The organism is Desulfosarcina variabilis str. Montpellier (assembly GCF_048565275.1).
In the GTDB taxonomy this organism is placed as follows: Bacteria; Desulfobacterota; Desulfobacteria; order Desulfobacterales; family Desulfosarcinaceae; genus Desulfosarcina; species Desulfosarcina variabilis.
This window is the reverse complement of sequence record NZ_CP159846.1, coordinates 9,190,694-9,209,101: the sequence shown is the minus strand read 5'-3', so window position 1 is coordinate 9,209,101 and position 18,408 is coordinate 9,190,694. Positions and strand designations below refer to the sequence as shown.

The following is an 18,408-nucleotide window of genomic DNA, read 5'->3' as shown; positions in this document are numbered from 1 at the left end:
ATTTTCATTCCTTCCCGGCTAAATATCTGTGAATACAGATTGTGAAAATCACATTATTGAAAGGAGAAAGAATCCATGTCCAAACTTATTCCCCCCCATGGCGGTAAAGGCCTGACGATGTGCCTGCTCGAAGGCGACGAAAGAAAAGCCGAACTGAAGAAGGCTGCCGGCCTGAAACAGGTTGAGATTTCTCCCCGCGTTAAGGGTGACCTGATCATGATCGGAATCGGTGGCTTCAGCCCCCTGACCGGCTTCATGACCAAGGCCGACTGGCAGGGCGTTTGTGAAAACTTTTTGATGGCCGACGGTACCTTCTGGCCGGTGCCCGTGTGCCTGGATGTCAGCAGCGAAGATGCCAGCGCCATTAGCGTTGGCGAAGAAATCGCCTTGTTTGATCCTGAAGATAAGAAAATCATGGCCACCATGGAGGTCACCGAAAAGTACGAACTGACCGAAGCCAACAAGGTGTGGGAGTGCGAAAAGGTGTTCATGGGTGAAGGCACCCCGACGGCGGAAGAGTTCTGGAAGATCGCCAAAGAGGATCATCCCGGCGTGCAGATGGTGATGGGCCAGAAGGCCTTCAACCTGGCCGGCCCGGTCAAGGTCCTCAGCGAAGGCAACTATCCGACCAAATACGCCGGCGTCTATCATCGTCCGGAACTGTCCCGCCGGCTGTTCGAAGAGCGCGGCTGGAGCGAAGTGGCCGCCCTGCAGCTGCGTAACCCCATGCACCGCAGCCACGAATACCTGTGCAAGATCGCCGTGGAAGTGTGCGATGGCGTCTACATCCACAGCCTGGTCGGTAACCTGAAACCGGGTGACATTCCCGCCGAAGTCCGCGTGAAATGTATCGATGCCCTGGTGAAGAATTACTTTGTTGAAGAAAACGTTATCCAGGGTGGCTATCCCTTGGATATGCGTTACGCCGGTCCCCGTGAAGGCCTCCTGCATGCCGTGTTCCGTCAGAACTATGGCTGCTCCAAGATGATCATCGGCCGTGACCATGCCGGCGTGGGTGACTTCTATGGCATGTTTGAAGCCCAGACCATTTTCGACAAGATCCCGACTCCGGGTGAAGGCAAAGGCCTGCTCTGCCAGCCGCTGAAGATCGACTGGACCTTCTACTGCTACAAGTGTGACGGCATGGCTTCCCTGAGAACCTGCCCCCACAGCAAGGAAGACCGCGTACTGCTCTCTGGTACCATGCTGCGCAAGATGCTCAGCGAAGGCGGCGAGCTGCCCGATCACTTTGGTCGTGACGAAGTTGTCGCCATTTTGCGTGAGTACTATGAAGGCCTCACCGAAAAGGTGGAGATCAAGACCCACAAAGCAGCTACCGGTGATTAATCATCGTCATCTGTTTTTAGAATTACGGTAAAAAGCGGGACACACGATGGTGTGTCCCGCTTTTTTTTCCTGCGCCCTTATGGCTGGGCCATCCTTTCACGTTTAACCCGGTTACGATTTTACCAGACGCAATACGTGCGTTTGCTGCAGCTTCTGCCAAACGGCATTCAGGATAACCAATGTGGGATCCGGTGCTTGATCATATTCTCTTACAGGGTTAATTACATTTTTGTTTATAATACATTCTATTCTTACTAAAATGTTTAGAATGCCACGCTTTCCAATTATAATGTAGAAAACAGCAAATTTGCTGCCAATTTTATGGATCATGCCCATGATCGATTGATTTATAAAAAATTTATCTTGACAGGCATGGGCGCGGATATAGTAAATTCTATTATAATACAAAGAGTTATAAAAGGAAAAGCTGATGCTGTGGATTGATGTGGTTACCAAAGGCGGTTGGCTGATGATTCCCATCGCAATCTGCTCGGTTTTTGCTTTGGGAATTATCCTGGAACGATTGGTCAGTTACAGCAGGATTAAGGGCAATATTCAAAAAATAACCCAAAAGCTCGCCCCGCTTATTATCGGCAATAAAATCAGCGAGGCTCGTTTGTTATGCGAAGAGAGCAAGGGCTTCATCTCCCAAATGTTTTTAGTCGCTTTGCAGGAGCTGGGAAGTGACGAGCAATCAAACCCATCCATGGATGAAGATATCGCCCTGGTCCAGCGAATCTTGGACGAAGAAATTCAGGTATCAATTATTCCCTCGCTGGAGCGGCGTCTCAATGCCCTTGATACCTTGGCCCGGGGAACGCCCTTATTGGGACTGCTGGGTACCGTGATTGGGATGATCAAGATTTTTTTTACGTTGGGTATCGGTGATGGTGTGCCTGATCCTGCTTTGTTGTCCAAAGGTATCGGGTTAGCCCTGGTCACCACCGCCGCCGGTCTGGTTGTGGCGATCCCCTGTTTTTTCCTGCATCGCTATTTTCAGGGTAAAGTGGATCGTTTGGTCACCGATGCCCAAAAGGCCAAAGCCTGGTTTATCGGCCAATTGGCAAAACGCTATCAGATCTTTATGGCCAACGCCCATGAATAAACAGTATATACTAAGAAAAAAAGACAAGATTTATAAGCCCGTTGCCTTGAATGTGTTGCGAAAATGGGCCTATGAAAACATGATTCATCCGGGTGACATGGTTTCCAGTGATGGGGGCAAGACCTGGGATTTGGCCGGCAAGATACCGGAGTTGATGCAGTTTCTTCCATCCAAGACCCCCGCTTTGTCCTTAGTTGAAGTGCCGAGGGGCTACAGCGGCAAAATAGAGCGCAAGCGAAGAAGTATCGAAGTCATTGATATGATCCCAATGATCGATATGGTGTTTTTATTGTTAATTTTTTTCGCCTTGACGAGCACGTTTGAAGTTCAGCGAGTGATGCAAATGAATTTACCGGAAGCGGCCACAGGGGAACAGCTGCAAAAGAAACAGACATTAACCCTGCAGATAAAAACCGATGGGCGGATTTTTTTAGAGAACAATCCCATTGCGGTGCCTGATCTGGAATCCGTGCTCAGTGAAATCGTCGAACAGAGCGCCGGTGTGACGTTGGTGATAAAGGGTGATGCCCAGGTGCCCCACGGCAAGGTGGTCGAAATGATGGACATCAGTAATTCCGCCGGCGTGGAGAAAATTTTAATTACGGTGAAAAGGCATTCAGGCTCTTAGGGGGCCGTGGACTTGATGAGAAACTTTGTTATTAATATCATATTCATCGGTTGGCTTCTTTTTCCCGCCACCACACCGGTTTTTGCTCAGAAAGCCTCGTCATACGTCAATCTTGGTGTCAGCTACTATCAACTGAAAAAGTTCGATGAGGCCATCCGGCAATTCAAGCTTGCGGTGGATATCGATCCACAGTACCCGAATCTTTACGCGTTGCTGGGGGCTGCTTATCTGCAAAACGGACAATACGAGGCCGCCGAACAAGCCTATCACGACCAGTTAAAGCGTACGCCGGATAATGCGGCCCTGCACATCAACCTCGGGCTGACCTATCTCAAAATGCAGAAATCGGATCTCGCTGTCTCATCTTTTCAAAAGGCAGTTGAGCTCAATTCCGCTTCATTCAAAGCGTATCGTCATCTGGCCTATCTTTACACCCAACAAGGTCAGCTGGCTGATGCTGAAAAAACATTGTTGCACATTATTGCACAACGCGCGAGTTGGAAAGATTACTACAATCTGGCGATTGTTTACCACAAACAAGCTCGCTACACCGACGCCATCTTGAATTATGAAAAGGCACTATCGCACCATCCGGCCGGTGCGGCGGAAATACATGCGGGCATGGCCAAATCATATGTTCAATTGCAAGATCTGGATGCCGCCGTAAAGCAATATCAGGCCGCCCTTCAAATCGACCCGATGAATCCGGAAATCGATTTCGAACTCGGACAAGTATACAGGGCTCAACAGAGGCTGCAAGACGCCATGACCGAATTCCGATTGGTGCTGCGACAGAAGCCGGATCATATTCGCGCCAGGAACCAATTGGCGATGTTGTTGATGGAAAAAGGTCAAGCGGATGAAGCCATTGTGCAATACCTGCGCGTTTTGGACACAGACCCGCACAACATTGAGGCCCTTTTGGGGGCAGGCGTGGCCTTCAGAGAAAAAGGATCGATTGGAAAGGCCACGGACCACCTTCAACGAGCCAAATCAATCGCTCCCGATAACAAGGAGATCCGATTCCAATTAGGCCTTTGTCATGATTTGGCGGGACGACTTGATCAAGCGCAAAAAGAATATATTAAGGCCCTTCAAATCGATCCGACGTTTTTAGCGGGGCTGTTCAATCTGGCGACCCTGTATGAACGGCAAGGCCAATTGGATAAGGCCAAGCAATATTATCAAAAAGCCATTGGACTGAAACCGGATTTTGTTGATGCGCACACGAATCTGGGCCTGCTCCATCATCGGATGGGGCAATTTAACGAAGCCCTTGAGGCCTTTCAACGCGCCTTGGACATCAACCCTGAAGATGCCGGTGTGCATAACAACATCGGGGTGGTACACTGGAAACAAGGCCGCCTTGACGACGCAGAAAAGGCGCTTGGTCAGGCGACCGTTCTGGAGTCGTCCTTTGAACAGGCGTTCTACAATTTAGGCGCCGTGTTGGAAAGCCAACATGCCTATGCCGAAGCAGCAAAGGCATATCAACAAGCCCTTGACCTGAATGCGTCCAACCGGGACGCTGTTTTAGGGTTGGCCAATGTCTATCAAGCGTTGGGTGAAATAGAAAAAGCCAAAGCGGCCTATCAGTCTTTGCTGAAAATTGAACCGGATAATGTCCATGCCCATTTCAAACTGGCCGAACTATTGGCCTTGGCCGGTGAAACAGACCGTGCCATCCACGCCTATGAATCTCTTTTGCAAAAAAATCCGGATTTTACGGATGCACTGAACAACGTCGGCGTGCTTTATTTCCAAAAAAAGGATTATCCGCAAGCCCATGCATATCTGGTCCGCGCCGAAGCCGGCAGTCCCCAACGTGCGGATATTCATAACAATCTGGGGATGCTTTTGCTCGACATGGGCAAGTACGAAGCGGCCCAGCGACAATTTGAGTCTGCCATCCAACTAGAGCAGGCGCAGCAGGGGGCTCAATCGGACAAGAACGAACCCTGACAGTTCGGCAGATCATCAAAGGCAAAGATGACCGGTGAAACCAAACAGATTGTTTCCCTATATTATCCTTTCCATTTTCTTCCATTGTGCCATTGCCGCGCTTTTATTCCAGTATGGGCTGCCGACGCAAGATAAACCGGAAAAAACGATAGCGGTGCAACCCCTGCCGATTCGGGAAAGCCATGTGGTTTCCATCCATGCTCCGGGTCCACGTTCCGAGCCGAAAGTCTTCAGTAGCCGGTCCACCCCCATGGTCGTTGAATATGAATCGACACTTGCGATATCCGATCCTGAAATGGTGGCAGAGCCCATCGTTTTGCATCTCGAGCGTCCTGGAAAACTGTCCCAAAGTACCCTGAAAGCGGTTCGGGAAGCGATCGTGGCCCCTGCTGAACGTGTAAGGATCCCTGGAAAAACGCCTGGTGTTACCACCACGGCCGTCAACGCCCTTGCCCCGGAAGATGATCCGGAGGTAGACATTGAACCGATGAAGGGCCAAATCCGCCTTGCAGCACACACCCAGGATATCCCCCTGTCAGAAAAAGGGGGAATGACATCTGCTAAAATCCGGAAAGAAAAAATTCCAGTTACGGGTCAAGGCCACGCATCGTTTGTACCGCCGCTCCCCCGAGTGATGGTGCCCAATGATGAACCCGTTGTCCTGCCATTGGACAGTCTGCCGGCGATTCCCTTGCCCGGCTCTGCTCAGGGGGCATCCTTTATCTTGGCGGTTGATACCAGCGGCTCGATTAAAGGTGCACCCATGGACGGCATCAAGGCATCCGCAGTTGAATTTATCAGCCTCATGGGTCCCAAGGATAGGGTTCAATTGATGACCTTTAACGACCAACCCCGTTTGGTTACTCCTGTCACCTCAAATAAGCAAGTTCTGAAGCAGATGATCAACGGTCTTCAAACCGCCGGTAAATTAACCGTATTGAACGACGCATTATTGATGGCCGGCGATATTTTGAGTGCAGAGGGTGATGAAAATGTTCACATTGTATTGTTTTCAGATGGCAAAGATGAAGGGAGCCGGGCAATCCTTGATCAGGTCATCGGCAGCCTCAGGAAACAAAACGTTTCAGTGTTGACCGTCGGCTATACCAAAGTAGAACAAAAATACCTGGATATTCTCCGCCGCATTGCTGATGAAACCGGCGGTGTTTACGTTCAAAGGCCGGAATTTCAGGATATCCTGGCGTTGTACAAAAAAGCTTGTGTGGAACCTGAAAAGATTCCTGAAATCACTGAAGGCGGGACGATTCTTGTTAAAAGTGATCCCGATGCGGCCCAAATATACATAGACGGCGAGTATATGGGCGTAACGCCCATGCTGATTGAACTGCCCATGGGAAAACACCACGTTTTGCTGCAAAGAGATGGGTATTACAAGTGGGAGGTCCAACTCGAACTGACCGAGCCGGAGATCGTCCCCCTGTTTGCCGAGCTGTTTCCAATTTAACGCGGGTGACCAAAACTGATGAATCGGTAAAAAGTCGCCGTTCGGACGGATTCGTAAAAAGCCCGAGATCAAGGCTTGCGAATCCTGAGGAAGGAGGCGTACATAGAGTACTCCGCAGTGACGAAGGATGCGCGTAACGCCGATATCGGGCTTTTTACGAATCCGTCCGAACTCAAAAAGGGCTTACGGCGATTGCCGTAAACCCTCTTATTGTCTGGTAGGCACGATTGGATTTGAACCAACGACCTCTTCCGTGTCAGGGAAGCGCTCTCCCCCTGAGCTACGTGCCTACATGAAGTGAATCAGATACCATTTGGCCTTACCGCTGTCAAGGAAAATACAGCCAAAATGCCACTTAAATCGAAATTGCATGATTACCAGGTTTGCCAAAGCCACAAACCAAGGTTGAAATTTCATCACGTTATCACTAATCGATCCGCTGAAAAATCGCCATCCCCATATAAATATAATGAATACCGGAAATTATGGTCAACACTGCCGTTGCCCAGAACAATATTGTTAAAAACAGGAGCGGGCCGGGGGCGATCAAGGACGCCGCCACCGTGAAGAGCTGCAAGGCCGTGGTGCATTTGCTGATTCGGCTGGGCTGAATACGGACCTTCTTTTCCATCAGGGTTAAAATGGCGATGCCGATAACGATCAGGATATCGCGGGACAGAACGACCACGGCCAGCCAGGCCGGAGCGATTCCGAGCACTCCTAAACAGACATAGGACGACATGAGCAGCACCTTGTCGGCCACCGGGTCCAGGTAGGCGCCGATGACGGTGCGTTGATTGAAACAGCGGGCGATCAGGCCGTCCAGCCCGTCACTGATCCCGGCCAGGAAAAAAACCGCCAGCGCCGGCTTTAATTGGTTGCGAATCAGCAGAATCACGAACAGCGGGGTCAGCAGCAACCGGAAAAGGGTCAGTGCATTGGGAATGTTAATGGTTGTGTTGGATCGTCCGCTATTCATTGCATATGGATCATTTGTTGATCAGGCGGATACGAATGGCCTGGGGGGTAATGTCATAAATATCGATTCCAAAACCGCTGAAGGTTCTCAGCAATAGCGCATCGGCCATGGATCGGGCACTGCCTCGGTAATTGACGGTGATCAGTGCATGATCGGTGGCCATCTCTTTCATTTTCAATTCCTTGACCCCTGACAGGGAATTAATGGCGGTGCGCAGTTTCACAAAACTGGCGATCTGGCCGCTGGTGCCTTCCACCACGACCTCGATATCGGTACTGCCCGCTTGCTTTTGTTGCCAGGCCGACATCAGTCGCCGGGCCAGATTGTCACCGGCCTGTTCACCCACATTGAAGAGGGCCTGTCGCCCGCCCACATCCGCTTCCTGGGCCGAGGCCACCGCCTTCTGGTGCAAACTCCCCATGGGTTGCCCGGTTTGTACATCGATGGCCTTGACGTTCATCTCTGCCTGGAAGGCCTGGATATTGCCGCCCATGGTGTTGGTGGCGGACGTGGCGGTACCGATGCCGGATACAATGATATCCGCGCCCAGTCGATTGCCCAATGCCAGCATATCCTCTTGGGAGGGGGTTATGTCACGGTTGAGGGGGGCGGTCAGTTCGGGGGTAGGGATGATCTGGAAGCCAGCCTGCTCGAGTGTGGTGGCCAGGGCCTTTTCGCAGACCGTTCGTTCGGTTTGCATAGTTGGCCCCCACCAATAGGCGGTTTGGCCGTTGACCATATTTTTTTCGGCGATCATCAGCAGGACATGGGGATAAACCGTGCCTGACAGCGCCAGTCCCAGCTGGGAAAGATCACGACTGAGCCGGTCCGCGGAGATATCCACCTGGACCAGGGTTCTGATGGTGTCGCCATTGATGGATTCGGTGAGCACGCGATAGTTCTGCACGTATTGGTCGCGCTGATTCAATATGGATTCGTTGATCAGCTGAAATCGTCGGACAACGGTTTCACTGGTCAGCATTTCCATGACCATGCTGCCAACGGCGGCGGCCAGGGCATTGTCTACCGAATTTTGCCGGCCTTCAGCCCGGTTGCCTTTGTGGATAACCGAGGTTCCCAACACGTTCAGCTGCTGGACGGGTACGGTTTCGGCGCCAAAGCCGTCGGTGGCGGCAATGACCAGGAACATCAAAATAACGATGGAACCGATCCATCGTTTGGCAGAATACATATTGGACATGGACTCCTCCCCTCCCGGCACATGGATGGCCGGGGTGTCCTTGCCGGACGCGATATGGTCCGGACAGATCATGTCGATAGAGAAATGAATTAGTGTCCATCCAGAAATAGGAAAATTTGGTCGAGATCAAGGCGCCCGAAAAATTTAACCACAGGCATATAGTTGATATTCCGAGGATTAAATTTTTCGCGCAACGCCGATATCGGGCAAATTAGCCATTTCTGGATGGACACTAACTAAGCTTTCCTGATTAGAGCATAATCAGCAATGTCCATCAATACTTGACGCGTGGAATTGCCGTCAAAGCAGTCAAGGGCGGCTTTGGCCGACTGTATCCGAGCGGCCGCCTCGGTCCGGGTATAGGCAATACCACCATGGTGCTCGAGCATTTCGACCAGATCGGCGAATTCGCCCTCGGAAAAGTCCGATTTCTGAAGGATGGCGACCATGCGCTGTCGATCGGCCTCCGGCGCCCGGGACAGAGCGTGAATCAGTGGCAGCGTCAGCTTGCCCTCACGCAGGTCGGCACCGGCTTTTTTTCCCAGCGATGCGAGGTCCTGGGTGTAGTCCAGCAGGTCGTCGGCCATCTGAAAGGCCAATCCCAGCTGATAGCCGTAATCGGTCAGGGCGGCGACCTTGTCGGCGCTGGCCCCGGCCACCAGGGCGCCGGTGCGGCAGGCGCCCTCGAACAACACCGCCGTTTTACAGCGAATGACCTCAAGATACTCGGCTTCGGTGAGGGTGATATCGCCTTTGCGCTCCAATTGGCGGATTTCACCCTGGGACATGTTTTCGGTGATCCGGGCGATGGTTCGAATGACTTCACTAAGTCCGGTATCGGCGGCAATGGACAGGCCCCGGGCCAGGAGAAAATCACCGGTCAGTACCGCTGTGGGATTGTCCCAGACCTTGTGGGCCACGGTTCGGCCGCGCCGGATGTCGGCCCCGTCCACCAGATCGTCGTGCAGCAGTGTCGCCGCATGCAGGTATTCAAAAATCGTTGCAAAACGGGCGGTGTGATCGCCTTGATAGTCGCACAGCCGGGCGGTCAGGATCATCAGCAATGGCCGCAGCCGTTTTCCGCCGGCGAAAAGAATATGCCCGGCCACTTGAGACACCAGGTCGAAATAAGGGGTCAGGTTGTCGGCCAGCGCGTCCTCGATGACCTTGAGGTCATCGCTCACGGCGGTCAGGATTTTGGTTTTCAGGTCGCTCATTTTGCCTCTCCGATCAGGTCGTATTCCAGTGTCTCCACAATGGTTACCGGCACAATTTGTCCAATGGCCAGCTCAGGGGCGCCGGGAGGCTGGCGAACATAGGTCAGCCCGTCCACCTCGGGCGCCTGCAACATCGTCCGTCCTTCATACAGGCCGGGTTCGGGCGAGTGTTCAATCAGGACCGGCAGTGCATTGCCGCAAAGGGCGGCCAGATTATCCTCCGAAATATCCAGCTGCCGGGCCATGATGGCATCATGGCGCTGTTGGGCCGTCTGTTTGGATACATGCCCGGGCAGCGCGTGCGAGGGCAGATCCTCGGCATCGGAATAGACGAATACGCCCAAGTGGTCGAAACGCACCGTCTCGACAAAATCCATCAGTTGTTTGAAGTCCGCATCGGTTTCACCGGGAAAGCCCACGATCAGGGTGGTCCGGATAGCGGCCCCGGGCACCCGTGAGCGGATGCGTGCGAACAGATCAAGCAGTTGTTTGCTGTCATAGTGGCGGCCCATCTTTTTCAGTACGCTTTCGGCCGCATGCTGAACCGGCAGATCGAAATATGCGCAAAGGTTGGGATGGGCGGCAACCGTATCGATCACGCCATCGGTGATGCTCTCCGGGTGGCCGTACAAAAAGCGGATCCAGGTTTGCTCTTCCAGGCCGGCCAGACGTTCCAGCAGGTCGGCCAGGGTTGCCGGCTCGGCCAGGTCATGGCCGTACCCGGTGGTGTCCTGGGCCACCAGGTTGATTTCCTTGACCCCGGCCTCTATCAACTGCCGGGCTTCTTCGATGATCAGGTGCATGGGGCGGCTTTTTTGCTGGCCGCGCAACCGGGGAATGATGCAGTAGGTACAATGGCGGCTGCATCCCTCGGCGATTTTCAGGTATGCGGTGTGGGTCTGCTGCCGCTGGCGGGTTGCGGCAGAATGGATGGGAATCAGATCTGGATCGGGCAAAAGACAGGCCCCACGGGGAAGCGTATCCTCCACAGCGTCGACGATACGGCCAAAGGCGCCGGTGCCCAGGAATTGATCCACTTCGGGAAGGGAATCGGCAATGGCATCGCGGAAGCGTTCCGGCAGGCATCCGGCCACGATCAGCTGCCGGCAGTGTCCGTCTTCTTTGAAACGGGCCAGTTCGAGGATCGTGTCGATGGATTCGTTAATGGCCGATTCCACGAAACTGCAGGTGTTGACCACGATCACCTCGGCCTCGGCCGGATCCTCGGTCAGGTGCCATCCGGCCAGGCGCAACTGTCCAGCCATGGTTTCACTGTCCACCTGGTTGCGTGCACAGCCTAAACTTTCTATGTATATTTGCATGGAACCTTCAAAAGGGTGTTGAATCCCTTTACAAATGTAGTGTTTAAAATAATGTTTTTGGCAAGGCCAGAGAAAGGAAGCCGTATTGTCATATGCCACAACCGATAACGCAGCCCAAAAACAGTATCTTGAATGCTATAGAATTTTTTAGATATTCCCGTCAACTGCCAACGAATTCATCTACCACCTTGTTGAGCGATTGTCGAGCGTCTCCCGTTTGAAACCCGGGGTGACCGCATTTGGAATTTCTTTTCTATTTTTTTCTGAATGCACGGATTTGCCCGCTGTTTATGAGGCTGAAAATGCCGGTTTAAGAAACCCAAGCTGAGCTGTCAGCTTTCAGCAATCAGCCGTTAGTCCTGTTTTTTTTTGATGACATGGTGATACCCGGTTGAAGCCCATTCACGGCATTGTGGTTATCACGGCGACCGTAGGGGCAACCCCCAGTGGTTGCCCTTTACCCCTCCCATTGATTTTGTTAGCCGATCCACACAACAAGATGATGGCCCGGCCTCAAAACCAGGGCAGGCACAGGGGCCTGCCCCTACGACCCGATCGGCCGCATATTTTTAATCATCTCAAATCATTATAATCATCCGAATTTTTATCATATTCTTACTATCATGTGAGTCGGCATGGATTATTATAAATGCGGTTACCCCGGGTTTCAAACCCAGGCTACCCGTATATGGAGCAGTATATGTAGGGTGGGCATTGCCCACCACCGACATCAACCCGTGGAAAAGTCAAAAGGCCGCCCAAAATACTCGGGCGGCCTATTACGTTCCATTGGTTGGAAATATTACGCAGGGAGAAGCAAATCACCCTTTTAGTTTTTCAACCTCGGCAGTCATTGCCGGTACCGCGTCGAACAGGTCGGCGACAATGCCGAAATCGCATTTGGAAAATATCGGTGCCTCCGGGTCCTTGTTGATGGCCACCACCACGCGTGACGAGGCCATGCCGGCCAGATGCTGGATGGCGCCGGAAACACCGCAGGCAACGTACAAATTGGGGGTGACCACCTTGCCGGTCTGGCCCACCTGATCGGACACCGGCCGCCAGCCTTCGTCAACGGCGCTGCGCGATGCACCCACGGCACCGTCCAATGCCTTGGCCAGGGCTTCCACGACACTGAAGTCGTCACTGCCCATGCCCCGTCCGCCGGTAACGACCACATCGGCTTCGGTCAACTCGATCTTGCCGGTTTCCATCTGTTTGTCGACCAGGCTCAGGGCTGTGGCTGTCAATTCGATATCTACCGTTTCGACCTCACCGGCACCCGGGTCCGCCACGGTGTCCATGGACCGCGGACGAATGGCAACGATGGCCGGTGTGCCGGCCAGGCTGACATCGGCCAGTACCTTGCCGCCGTACATGGGACGGGTGGCCACGATCTGATCGCCGTCAACGCGGACATCCACGCAATCCATGGCCAGGGGGGCGGAAAGCCGGGCGGACAGCCGGGCGGCAATGTCCTTGCCCATGGCACTGGCGCCGATCACCACTGCGGCCGGATCGGCTTTTTCCACGAGCTGGGCGGCGGCCTGAACAAAGGCATCCACCAATCCGTCCTGAAGGGCATCATTGTCGGCGACCAGGATGCGCTGGGCACCATACGCTGCGGTCTGGTCGGCAATGGCGCCAACGCCGCTGCCCATCACGGCGGCCATGGCCGGCCCGCCGATTTTTTCGGCAATTTGTTTGGCTGTGGAAACGGCCTCGAATGATATCTTTTTAAATTCGCCATCAACCTGTTCGGTGAAGGCCAGTACTCCTTGTGGCATGATTATCTCCCTTTCTAAATGACTTTGGCTTCTTCTTTTAATACCTTCACCAACGCCGCCGCTTTTTCCGCAGCACTTTCACCCTCGATGATCCGGCCGCCTTTGCGCTCTGGGGGCAGTTTCAGGGCAATGGTCTTGACCATGGCCTCACCCACATCGGTTCCGGTCTCGGACAGCGGGCGGGTATCGATGGGTTTTTTCTTGGCTTTCATGATGCCGGGCAGGCTGGTGTAACGGGGTTCGTTAAGGCCCCGCTGGGTGGTGATCATGGCCGGCAGGGCGGCTTCCAGGACCAGCGTGCCGCCTTCAACAGTACGGGTGCAACGGATCTTGTCCCCGTCCAGCTCCTGTTTGATGACCATGGAGATGTGGGGAATGCCCATGAACTCGGCCACTGCCGGGCCGACCTGGTAGTTGTCATCGTCCACAGCCCGGTGACCGGCAACGATCAGATCGAAGCTGCCTTTTTTCAGTTCGCCGGCCAGCACCTTGGCCACGGCCAGACCGTCCAGGGCTTTGCCTTCGGTATCGATGCGTACGGCGGTGTCGGCGCCCATGGCCAGTGCGGTGCGCAGGGCGTCCACGGCTTTGTCCGGCCCCAGGGTGAACACGGTCACGCTTCCGCCGACGGCGTCGCGGATCTGCAGAGCTTCTTCCACGGCCATTTCATCGTAGGGGTTGACGACCCATTTGATGACATCGGTCTTGATGGTTGTCCCGTCAGCGGCGATTTCGACGACTGAATCGGTGGACGGAACCTGCTTAATCAATACGGCAATTTCCACGTTTCACCTTCCTTACCACAGGCCAGGGCGCGTCCGGAAGGGACATGCCTAGCCGGTTTGTCTTAAAAAGTTAACTACACTGGAATCTAACTTATCAATATTATGAGCTTTGTGATGACTTCAACGCCAATTATAAGACTTGCGCTGGGTTGTCAACGGGAAATGATTGTTATCGGTGATGGGTGATGGGTGATGGGAAAATGCATTCTGCCATTTTTAACCAACTCAATAAACTCAACCAGAGGTCAGCGATTCAGGCTGAAGGCTGATTACGATACGTGCTCCAGCACTTTGACTTCTTTCTCAAGCCGGTCACCAAGGTTCATTTTAACCATTTCAGTTTCATAATGGTTCTGGATGCCTGTCCAAAACTCTACAGATGTGCTGAAATAGCGCGCCAGACGCAGTGCTGTGTCGGCGCTGATTCCAATTTTGCCGCTGCATATTTTACTGATACGCATGGCCGGAACATTGATGTCCTTGGCCAGTCTGTACTGGCTGATGCCCATGGGGGTCAGAAATTCTTCAAGCAGAATTTTGCCCGGGTGGATGGGGGGAAATCTCTCATATGATCACCTCAATGATAGTCGACAATCTCGACTCCATAGACACCGTTTTGATGCCATTGAAAACAGATCCGCCATTGTTTTTTTATACCTGAATTTTACACGAGTTACTATTCCAATTGAGCCGTGAACTAAACACTATATTAAGGAAGCGCGGAAAAGCGGAAGATCGGAAATGGCGAAAGCAACGAACCTAACAAATCAGAGAACCAGCGATTTAGGCTGAAGGCTGAAGGTTTTTAAGGCTGGTGGAATTCTATCGTTTTTCAACCAACCCAACCAACCAACCAACCAATCAGTCAACCAAAAACAATTGACATATTATGAGTATTCGCTAATATAGAAAAAATAAATACATTATATCAAATTAATCCACATTCTGACCTGATAACAGGCCTCAGCTATTGCGAAGATACGGTCATGGCTAACGTCGCCACTTTGGAGCGGATGTTCTGGTTCGATGAACAGGTCCGGCGCAAGCGCTATCCGAAGGCAACCCGACTGGCTGAGCGGTTCGAATTTTCACCGAAAACCGCCCAGCGATGCATTGATGCCCTGCGTGATCGTTTTGGTGCCCCCCTCGAGTACGATGCCGCCCGCAAGGGGTATTCTTACCGTGACGGCTCATTTGCCCTTCCACGCTTTCAAATCAGCGAGAAGGAAATTCTGGCCATTCTTCTGGCGCGCAGGCTTCTTTCACCCACAGTTTGGAACTGCTTCTTCCGGTCTCTGGTTTCAGGAAGATAGAGGGGGATTGGGCATGGGGCGAGGAGCGGATGGTGAAGGAAGCGCCGAAGATCGGAAGAGCGGAAGTGGCGAGATGCAAAAAACTATTGTCGATTAGCTGATAGGGGATAGGGGCGCTGCGAGCGAGGGGAAGGGGGAGATAGAGGTGGAAGATGGGAGTCTACCACTTTTCAACTCAACGAACCCAAAGAACCAGAGTTCAGCGGTTTAGGTCGAAGGCTGAAAGTTTTTAGGGCTGGTGGAATTCTGACTATTTAAACAAACAAACCGATAGAACCAACAAAACCAATTAACGTTTGAATAAGAAGAGTTTACGTTATGTCCAATCGAGCATGATATAGAGCAAGATCGGATAGACAAGCGCTGCACCTGTAGGAGCTGTCCATGGCCGCGATTGAAACTCGTTATGAGCCTAAAAGCATGGGAAAATCAATGACCGAAGAAAAACCCTATTTCAAATATTGGGGCAAGGCGGATCGCGGCGATCCTGATCGTTACCACTGCTTGGTTTATCATTGCCTGGATGTCGCAGCTGTAGGAATGACAATGCTCGAATGCCACGATTTACTTCGTCATCGTTTTTCCGTTGCCACGGGGCTCGATGATAAATCGGTTAAACAACTTTGCACATTCTTCATGGCTATCCACGATATTGGTAAATTTTCTGAAGTGTTTCAAAATAAACGGATAGATCTGAGGCAGCGGCTCTATGGCATAGATGACGGACGGCAAAGTACCATGCGCCATGACAACTTGGGATATATTGTATGGAAGGATTTATGGGACCGTCTGGTTTGTGATGCGGTTTTCGGTTTTAATGCCAATCATCCTTCGGAATTTGAATTGGAGGACTCATTCAATCGGTTGGCATGTTGTGCGACCGGTCATCATGGATACCCATCCAAGTCTAATGATGGCCACCGGGAGCTATCTGCAAAGAATTATTTTTCCGGCAGGGACATAGACACCGTCTACTTATTTATTTCTGAACAATGGCAAATGCATGTCGATGATGTAGCGCATATTATCGAGTCGCTTACAGAAGATGATAGGATCAATCAATTTTCGTGGTGGCTTGCCGGTCTATTGGTCGTATGTGATTGGGTGGGTTCTGATGACTTGATCTTCGATTATGTCGATGAACCTATGAGCCTTGAAAAATATTGGCACGTCATTGCCTTGCCGAATTCGAAAAAGGCGTTAAGCAAATGTGGATTGCTACCATGCTATCCCAGCGAGTCAATGTCCCTCAACAAATTATCAGGTGAAGATTTCTCACCAACGCCTTTACAAACGCTTTGTGATGCATCCGGTCAATTCAACGAACCTCAGCTTTGGATACTGGAAGACATAACCGGTGCAGGGAAAACAGAGGCAGCCATGCTGTTGGTGAATCGAATGATGGCTGCGGGACAAGCCAATGGGTTTTATATCGGATTGCCTACGATGGCTACAGCCGATGGCATGTATCGTAGAATGGCTGGTTGTTACCGACGATTGTTCAAGCATGACCAGTCACCATCGTTGATTCTCGCGCATGGATCACGCCATCTTTCAAATCAGTTCAGAGCATCGATCATCGATATTCCTGCAAATCAAGAATCTTATGGTGAAAATGAACCGACAGGAACGGCGCAATGTATTGCATGGCTGGCAGACAATCGGAAAAAGACACTCCTGGCCGATGCTGGTGTGGGAACTGTTGATCAGGCACTGCTTTCCATCTTGCCTTCCAGGCATCAGAGCCTGCGCCTATTAGGGCTTGGAACCAAGATTTTGCTGGTCGATGAGGTTCACGCCCATGATGCCTATGTAAATCAATTGCTGAAACGGTTGCTGACATTTCACGCCCATATAGGCGGCAGTGCGATTCTGCTTTCGGCAACATTACCGCAAAAGATGAGGACGGAACTTTCCCAGGCATATCAGTGGGGGCTTGGAAGTCATGATTGTCAGTCCAAAGCGTGCAAGAACTATCCCTTGGTAACCATAGTAAAAAAAGAACACCTACAGAACAGGCCTGTTAAAGCCAGCAAGGGATCGATAAGGCGTATACCCGTAGAGTTTATCCACGATATCAATTCGGCCAATGGTTTCCTGGAGGCTCAATCGAAAAACGGCAGATGCGCTTGCTGGATTCGCAATACAGTATGGGATGCAATTGAGGCATACCATCACCTTATACAAGAAAAAATCATTGATCCTTCAAAACTCATTTTATTCCACGCCCGGTTCACCTTGGCTGACCGTTTGAGAATTGAAAAAGAAGTTGTTGGCGCATTTGGAAAAACATCCACCGCCGCTGACCGCTGCGGAAAAATATTGATATCCTCACAGGTCATAGAAAATTCTCTCGATCTTTGTCTCGATGGAATGATTAGCGACCTGGCACCCATTGATGCGATAATCCAGCGGGCCGGCAGACTACATCGACACCAGAGGGACGCAGACGGAAACCTTCTTGTCGAAACCGGTGCCGCAGACCAGAGACCAGCACCGATCTTTCATATCCTGACGCCTGAGCCGGTCGATCGTCCGGACGGGCGATGGTATGCGGATTTTTTTCCGAAAGCCGCATTCGTTTACCCCAATCTTGGTCAATTGTGGCTTGCCGCCCGGATTTTGAAAAAGAAGGGAGAGATCAACATGCCCTTTGATTTAAGAGAATTGATAGAAGGCGTTTATGGAGACCCATTTGAACCGGTTCCGGAAGCTTTGCTGGAAGCGTCCAATGTAGCCGAGGCGGAGGCCATGGGAATGGCAAGTCTTGGTAAATATAACGGATTGGATTTCTATAGGGGGTACAGCTTCAGCAGTGGACAGTGGTCCGAAGAAATCCATGTGCCGACACGCCTGGGTGAAGAATCCCATATCGTCTATCTGGCAAAAGAGGAAGACGGCAACTTGGTGCCGCTAAAAAAAGGAAAATTTGCGTGGGATTTAAGCAGCATTCGAATGCCGCGCAGAAAATTGGACAACCTTGCTCCGATGATGCGGGAAAAATATCAGGATCAATTGGATTTGCTCGTCCAAACTGAAAAACGATTAAACAAATATGCGGTGGTTGTTCCGGTGACTGAAAGGGAAGAAGGGAAGTGGATGTCCGAAGGGGTTGATGGTAACGGGAATACAGTCGAGATTCTTTATGATGTAGAGCTTGGGATGATGGTGGGGGATGAAATAAGGGGCGGCTGAATGGCCGCCCCTTATTTTTTAACCCCACAGAAGCGGGGAACAATTTGTCACTAGGCGAACTAATCACCTAAATAACGGTTCATCCCAATAAGTCAGGAATAA

The 18,408-nt window shown here is 51.8% G+C and carries 15 protein-coding genes and 1 tRNA gene; 7 read left to right on the top strand and 9 right to left on the bottom strand.

From position 1 onward, the window contains the following. The first annotated feature begins 75 nt into the window (after positions 1 to 75). On the top strand, positions 76 to 1,347 hold the full coding sequence (gene sat, locus Dvar_RS41295; RefSeq protein ID WP_419659297.1) for a sulfate adenylyltransferase: 1,272 nt from the start codon (positions 76 to 78) through the stop codon (positions 1,345 to 1,347). A gap of 111 nt (positions 1,348 to 1,458) precedes the next feature. Here the strand turns inward: sat and Dvar_RS41290 are convergent, their stop codons facing one another. Beyond that, entirely contained in the window at positions 1,459 to 1,827 is a 369-nt protein-coding gene (locus Dvar_RS41290) for a hypothetical protein (protein ID WP_419659296.1), read from the bottom strand. Here Dvar_RS41290 and Dvar_RS41285 point away from each other — a divergent pair. The 4 genes from Dvar_RS41285 to Dvar_RS41270 are packed head-to-tail and all read left to right on the top strand — an operon-like array spanning position 1,817 to position 6,507. After that, positions 1,817 to 2,452, top strand: coding sequence for a MotA/TolQ/ExbB proton channel family protein (locus tag Dvar_RS41285; RefSeq protein ID WP_419659295.1), 636 nt, complete (start codon positions 1,817 to 1,819; stop codon positions 2,450 to 2,452). The genes Dvar_RS41290 and Dvar_RS41285 overlap by 11 nt on opposite strands. Continuing rightward, positions 2,445 to 3,080: an ExbD/TolR family protein gene (locus tag Dvar_RS41280; protein ID WP_419659294.1), complete on the top strand. Its 636-nt coding sequence runs from the start codon at positions 2,445 to 2,447 to the stop codon at positions 3,078 to 3,080. The genes Dvar_RS41285 and Dvar_RS41280 overlap by 8 nt, the downstream gene beginning before the upstream one ends. Before the next feature lie 15 nt (positions 3,081 to 3,095). Next, the gene (locus Dvar_RS41275) at positions 3,096 to 5,042 is read left to right on the top strand and encodes a tetratricopeptide repeat protein (RefSeq protein ID WP_419659293.1); all 1,947 of its coding nucleotides are present in this window, start codon (positions 3,096 to 3,098) and stop codon (positions 5,040 to 5,042) included. A gap of 34 nt (positions 5,043 to 5,076) precedes the next feature. After that, positions 5,077 to 6,507, top strand: a complete 1,431-nt coding sequence (locus Dvar_RS41270) for a VWA domain-containing protein (protein WP_419659292.1) — start codon at positions 5,077 to 5,079, stop codon at positions 6,505 to 6,507. A 215-nt stretch (positions 6,508 to 6,722) separates the two neighbouring features. On the opposite strand, the gene Dvar_RS41265 is transcribed toward Dvar_RS41270, so the two are convergent. From Dvar_RS41265 to Dvar_RS41230, 8 genes are all read right to left on the bottom strand, one after another. After that, a tRNA-Val gene (locus tag Dvar_RS41265) sits at positions 6,723 to 6,797 on the bottom strand. A 137-nt stretch (positions 6,798 to 6,934) separates the two neighbouring features. Beyond that, positions 6,935 to 7,486 carry a CDP-alcohol phosphatidyltransferase family protein gene (locus Dvar_RS41260; protein WP_419659291.1) on the bottom strand — a complete coding sequence of 184 codons (552 nt, stop codon included), beginning with the start codon at positions 7,484 to 7,486 and terminating at the stop codon, positions 6,935 to 6,937. A 10-nt stretch (positions 7,487 to 7,496) separates the two neighbouring features. Further along, entirely contained in the window at positions 7,497 to 8,687 is a 1,191-nt protein-coding gene (locus tag Dvar_RS41255) for a hypothetical protein (protein WP_419659290.1), read from the bottom strand. 236 nt (positions 8,688 to 8,923) lie between these two features. Then, positions 8,924 to 9,904, bottom strand: a complete 981-nt coding sequence (locus Dvar_RS41250; RefSeq protein ID WP_419659289.1) for a polyprenyl synthetase family protein — start codon at positions 9,902 to 9,904, stop codon at positions 8,924 to 8,926. After that, positions 9,901 to 11,226, bottom strand: coding sequence for a 30S ribosomal protein S12 methylthiotransferase RimO (gene rimO / locus Dvar_RS41245; protein ID WP_419659288.1), 1,326 nt, complete (start codon positions 11,224 to 11,226; stop codon positions 9,901 to 9,903). The genes Dvar_RS41250 and rimO overlap by 4 nt, the downstream gene beginning before the upstream one ends. Positions 11,227 to 12,047: 821 nt before the next feature. After that, positions 12,048 to 13,013: an electron transfer flavoprotein subunit alpha/FixB family protein gene (locus Dvar_RS41240; RefSeq protein ID WP_419659287.1), complete on the bottom strand. Its 966-nt coding sequence runs from the start codon at positions 13,011 to 13,013 to the stop codon at positions 12,048 to 12,050. A gap of 14 nt (positions 13,014 to 13,027) precedes the next feature. Then, on the bottom strand, positions 13,028 to 13,798 hold the full coding sequence (locus Dvar_RS41235; RefSeq protein ID WP_419659286.1) for an electron transfer flavoprotein subunit beta/FixA family protein: 771 nt from the start codon (positions 13,796 to 13,798) through the stop codon (positions 13,028 to 13,030). A 269-nt stretch (positions 13,799 to 14,067) separates the two neighbouring features. Beyond that, positions 14,068 to 14,307: a HigA family addiction module antitoxin gene (locus tag Dvar_RS41230; RefSeq protein WP_419659285.1), complete on the bottom strand. Its 240-nt coding sequence runs from the start codon at positions 14,305 to 14,307 to the stop codon at positions 14,068 to 14,070. A 477-nt stretch (positions 14,308 to 14,784) separates the two neighbouring features. On the opposite strand from Dvar_RS41230, the gene Dvar_RS41225 reads away from it, so the two are divergent. Together Dvar_RS41225 and cas3 are read left to right on the top strand one after the other, a co-directional pair. Continuing rightward, positions 14,785 to 15,111, top strand: a complete 327-nt coding sequence (locus Dvar_RS41225; protein WP_419659284.1) for a hypothetical protein — start codon at positions 14,785 to 14,787, stop codon at positions 15,109 to 15,111. Positions 15,112 to 15,495: 384 nt separating this feature from the next. Then, positions 15,496 to 18,306: a CRISPR-associated helicase Cas3' gene (gene cas3 / locus Dvar_RS41220; RefSeq protein ID WP_419659283.1), complete on the top strand. Its 2,811-nt coding sequence runs from the start codon at positions 15,496 to 15,498 to the stop codon at positions 18,304 to 18,306. Positions 18,307 to 18,408 lie beyond the last annotated feature (102 nt).

What these genes read in the sequence shown, in the direction of transcription:
- Dvar_RS41285 (WP_419659295.1), top strand. Translation starts at nt 1,817, where the DNA reads ATGATTCCCATCGCAATCTGCTCGGTTTTTGCTTTGGGAATTATCCTG.
- Dvar_RS41250 (WP_419659289.1), bottom strand. Translation starts at nt 9,904, where the DNA reads ATGAGCGACCTGAAAACCAAAATCCTGACCGCCGTGAGCGATGACCTC.
- Dvar_RS41225 (WP_419659284.1), top strand. Translation starts at nt 14,785, where the DNA reads ATGGCTAACGTCGCCACTTTGGAGCGGATGTTCTGGTTCGATGAACAG.
- Dvar_RS41280 (WP_419659294.1), top strand. Translation starts at nt 2,445, where the DNA reads ATGAATAAACAGTATATACTAAGAAAAAAAGACAAGATTTATAAGCCC.
- Dvar_RS41260 (WP_419659291.1), bottom strand. Translation starts at nt 7,486, where the DNA reads ATGAATAGCGGACGATCCAACACAACCATTAACATTCCCAATGCACTG.
- rimO (WP_419659288.1), bottom strand. Translation starts at nt 11,226, where the DNA reads ATGCAAATATACATAGAAAGTTTAGGCTGTGCACGCAACCAGGTGGAC.
- cas3 (WP_419659283.1), top strand. Translation starts at nt 15,496, where the DNA reads ATGGCCGCGATTGAAACTCGTTATGAGCCTAAAAGCATGGGAAAATCA.
- Dvar_RS41255 (WP_419659290.1), bottom strand. Translation starts at nt 8,687, where the DNA reads ATGTCCAATATGTATTCTGCCAAACGATGGATCGGTTCCATCGTTATT.
- Dvar_RS41275 (WP_419659293.1), top strand. Translation starts at nt 3,096, where the DNA reads ATGAGAAACTTTGTTATTAATATCATATTCATCGGTTGGCTTCTTTTT.
- Dvar_RS41290 (WP_419659296.1), bottom strand. Translation starts at nt 1,827, where the DNA reads ATGGGAATCATCAGCCAACCGCCTTTGGTAACCACATCAATCCACAGC.
- sat (WP_419659297.1), top strand. Translation starts at nt 76, where the DNA reads ATGTCCAAACTTATTCCCCCCCATGGCGGTAAAGGCCTGACGATGTGC.
- Dvar_RS41230 (WP_419659285.1), bottom strand. Translation starts at nt 14,307, where the DNA reads ATGGGCATCAGCCAGTACAGACTGGCCAAGGACATCAATGTTCCGGCC.
- Dvar_RS41240 (WP_419659287.1), bottom strand. Translation starts at nt 13,013, where the DNA reads ATGCCACAAGGAGTACTGGCCTTCACCGAACAGGTTGATGGCGAATTT.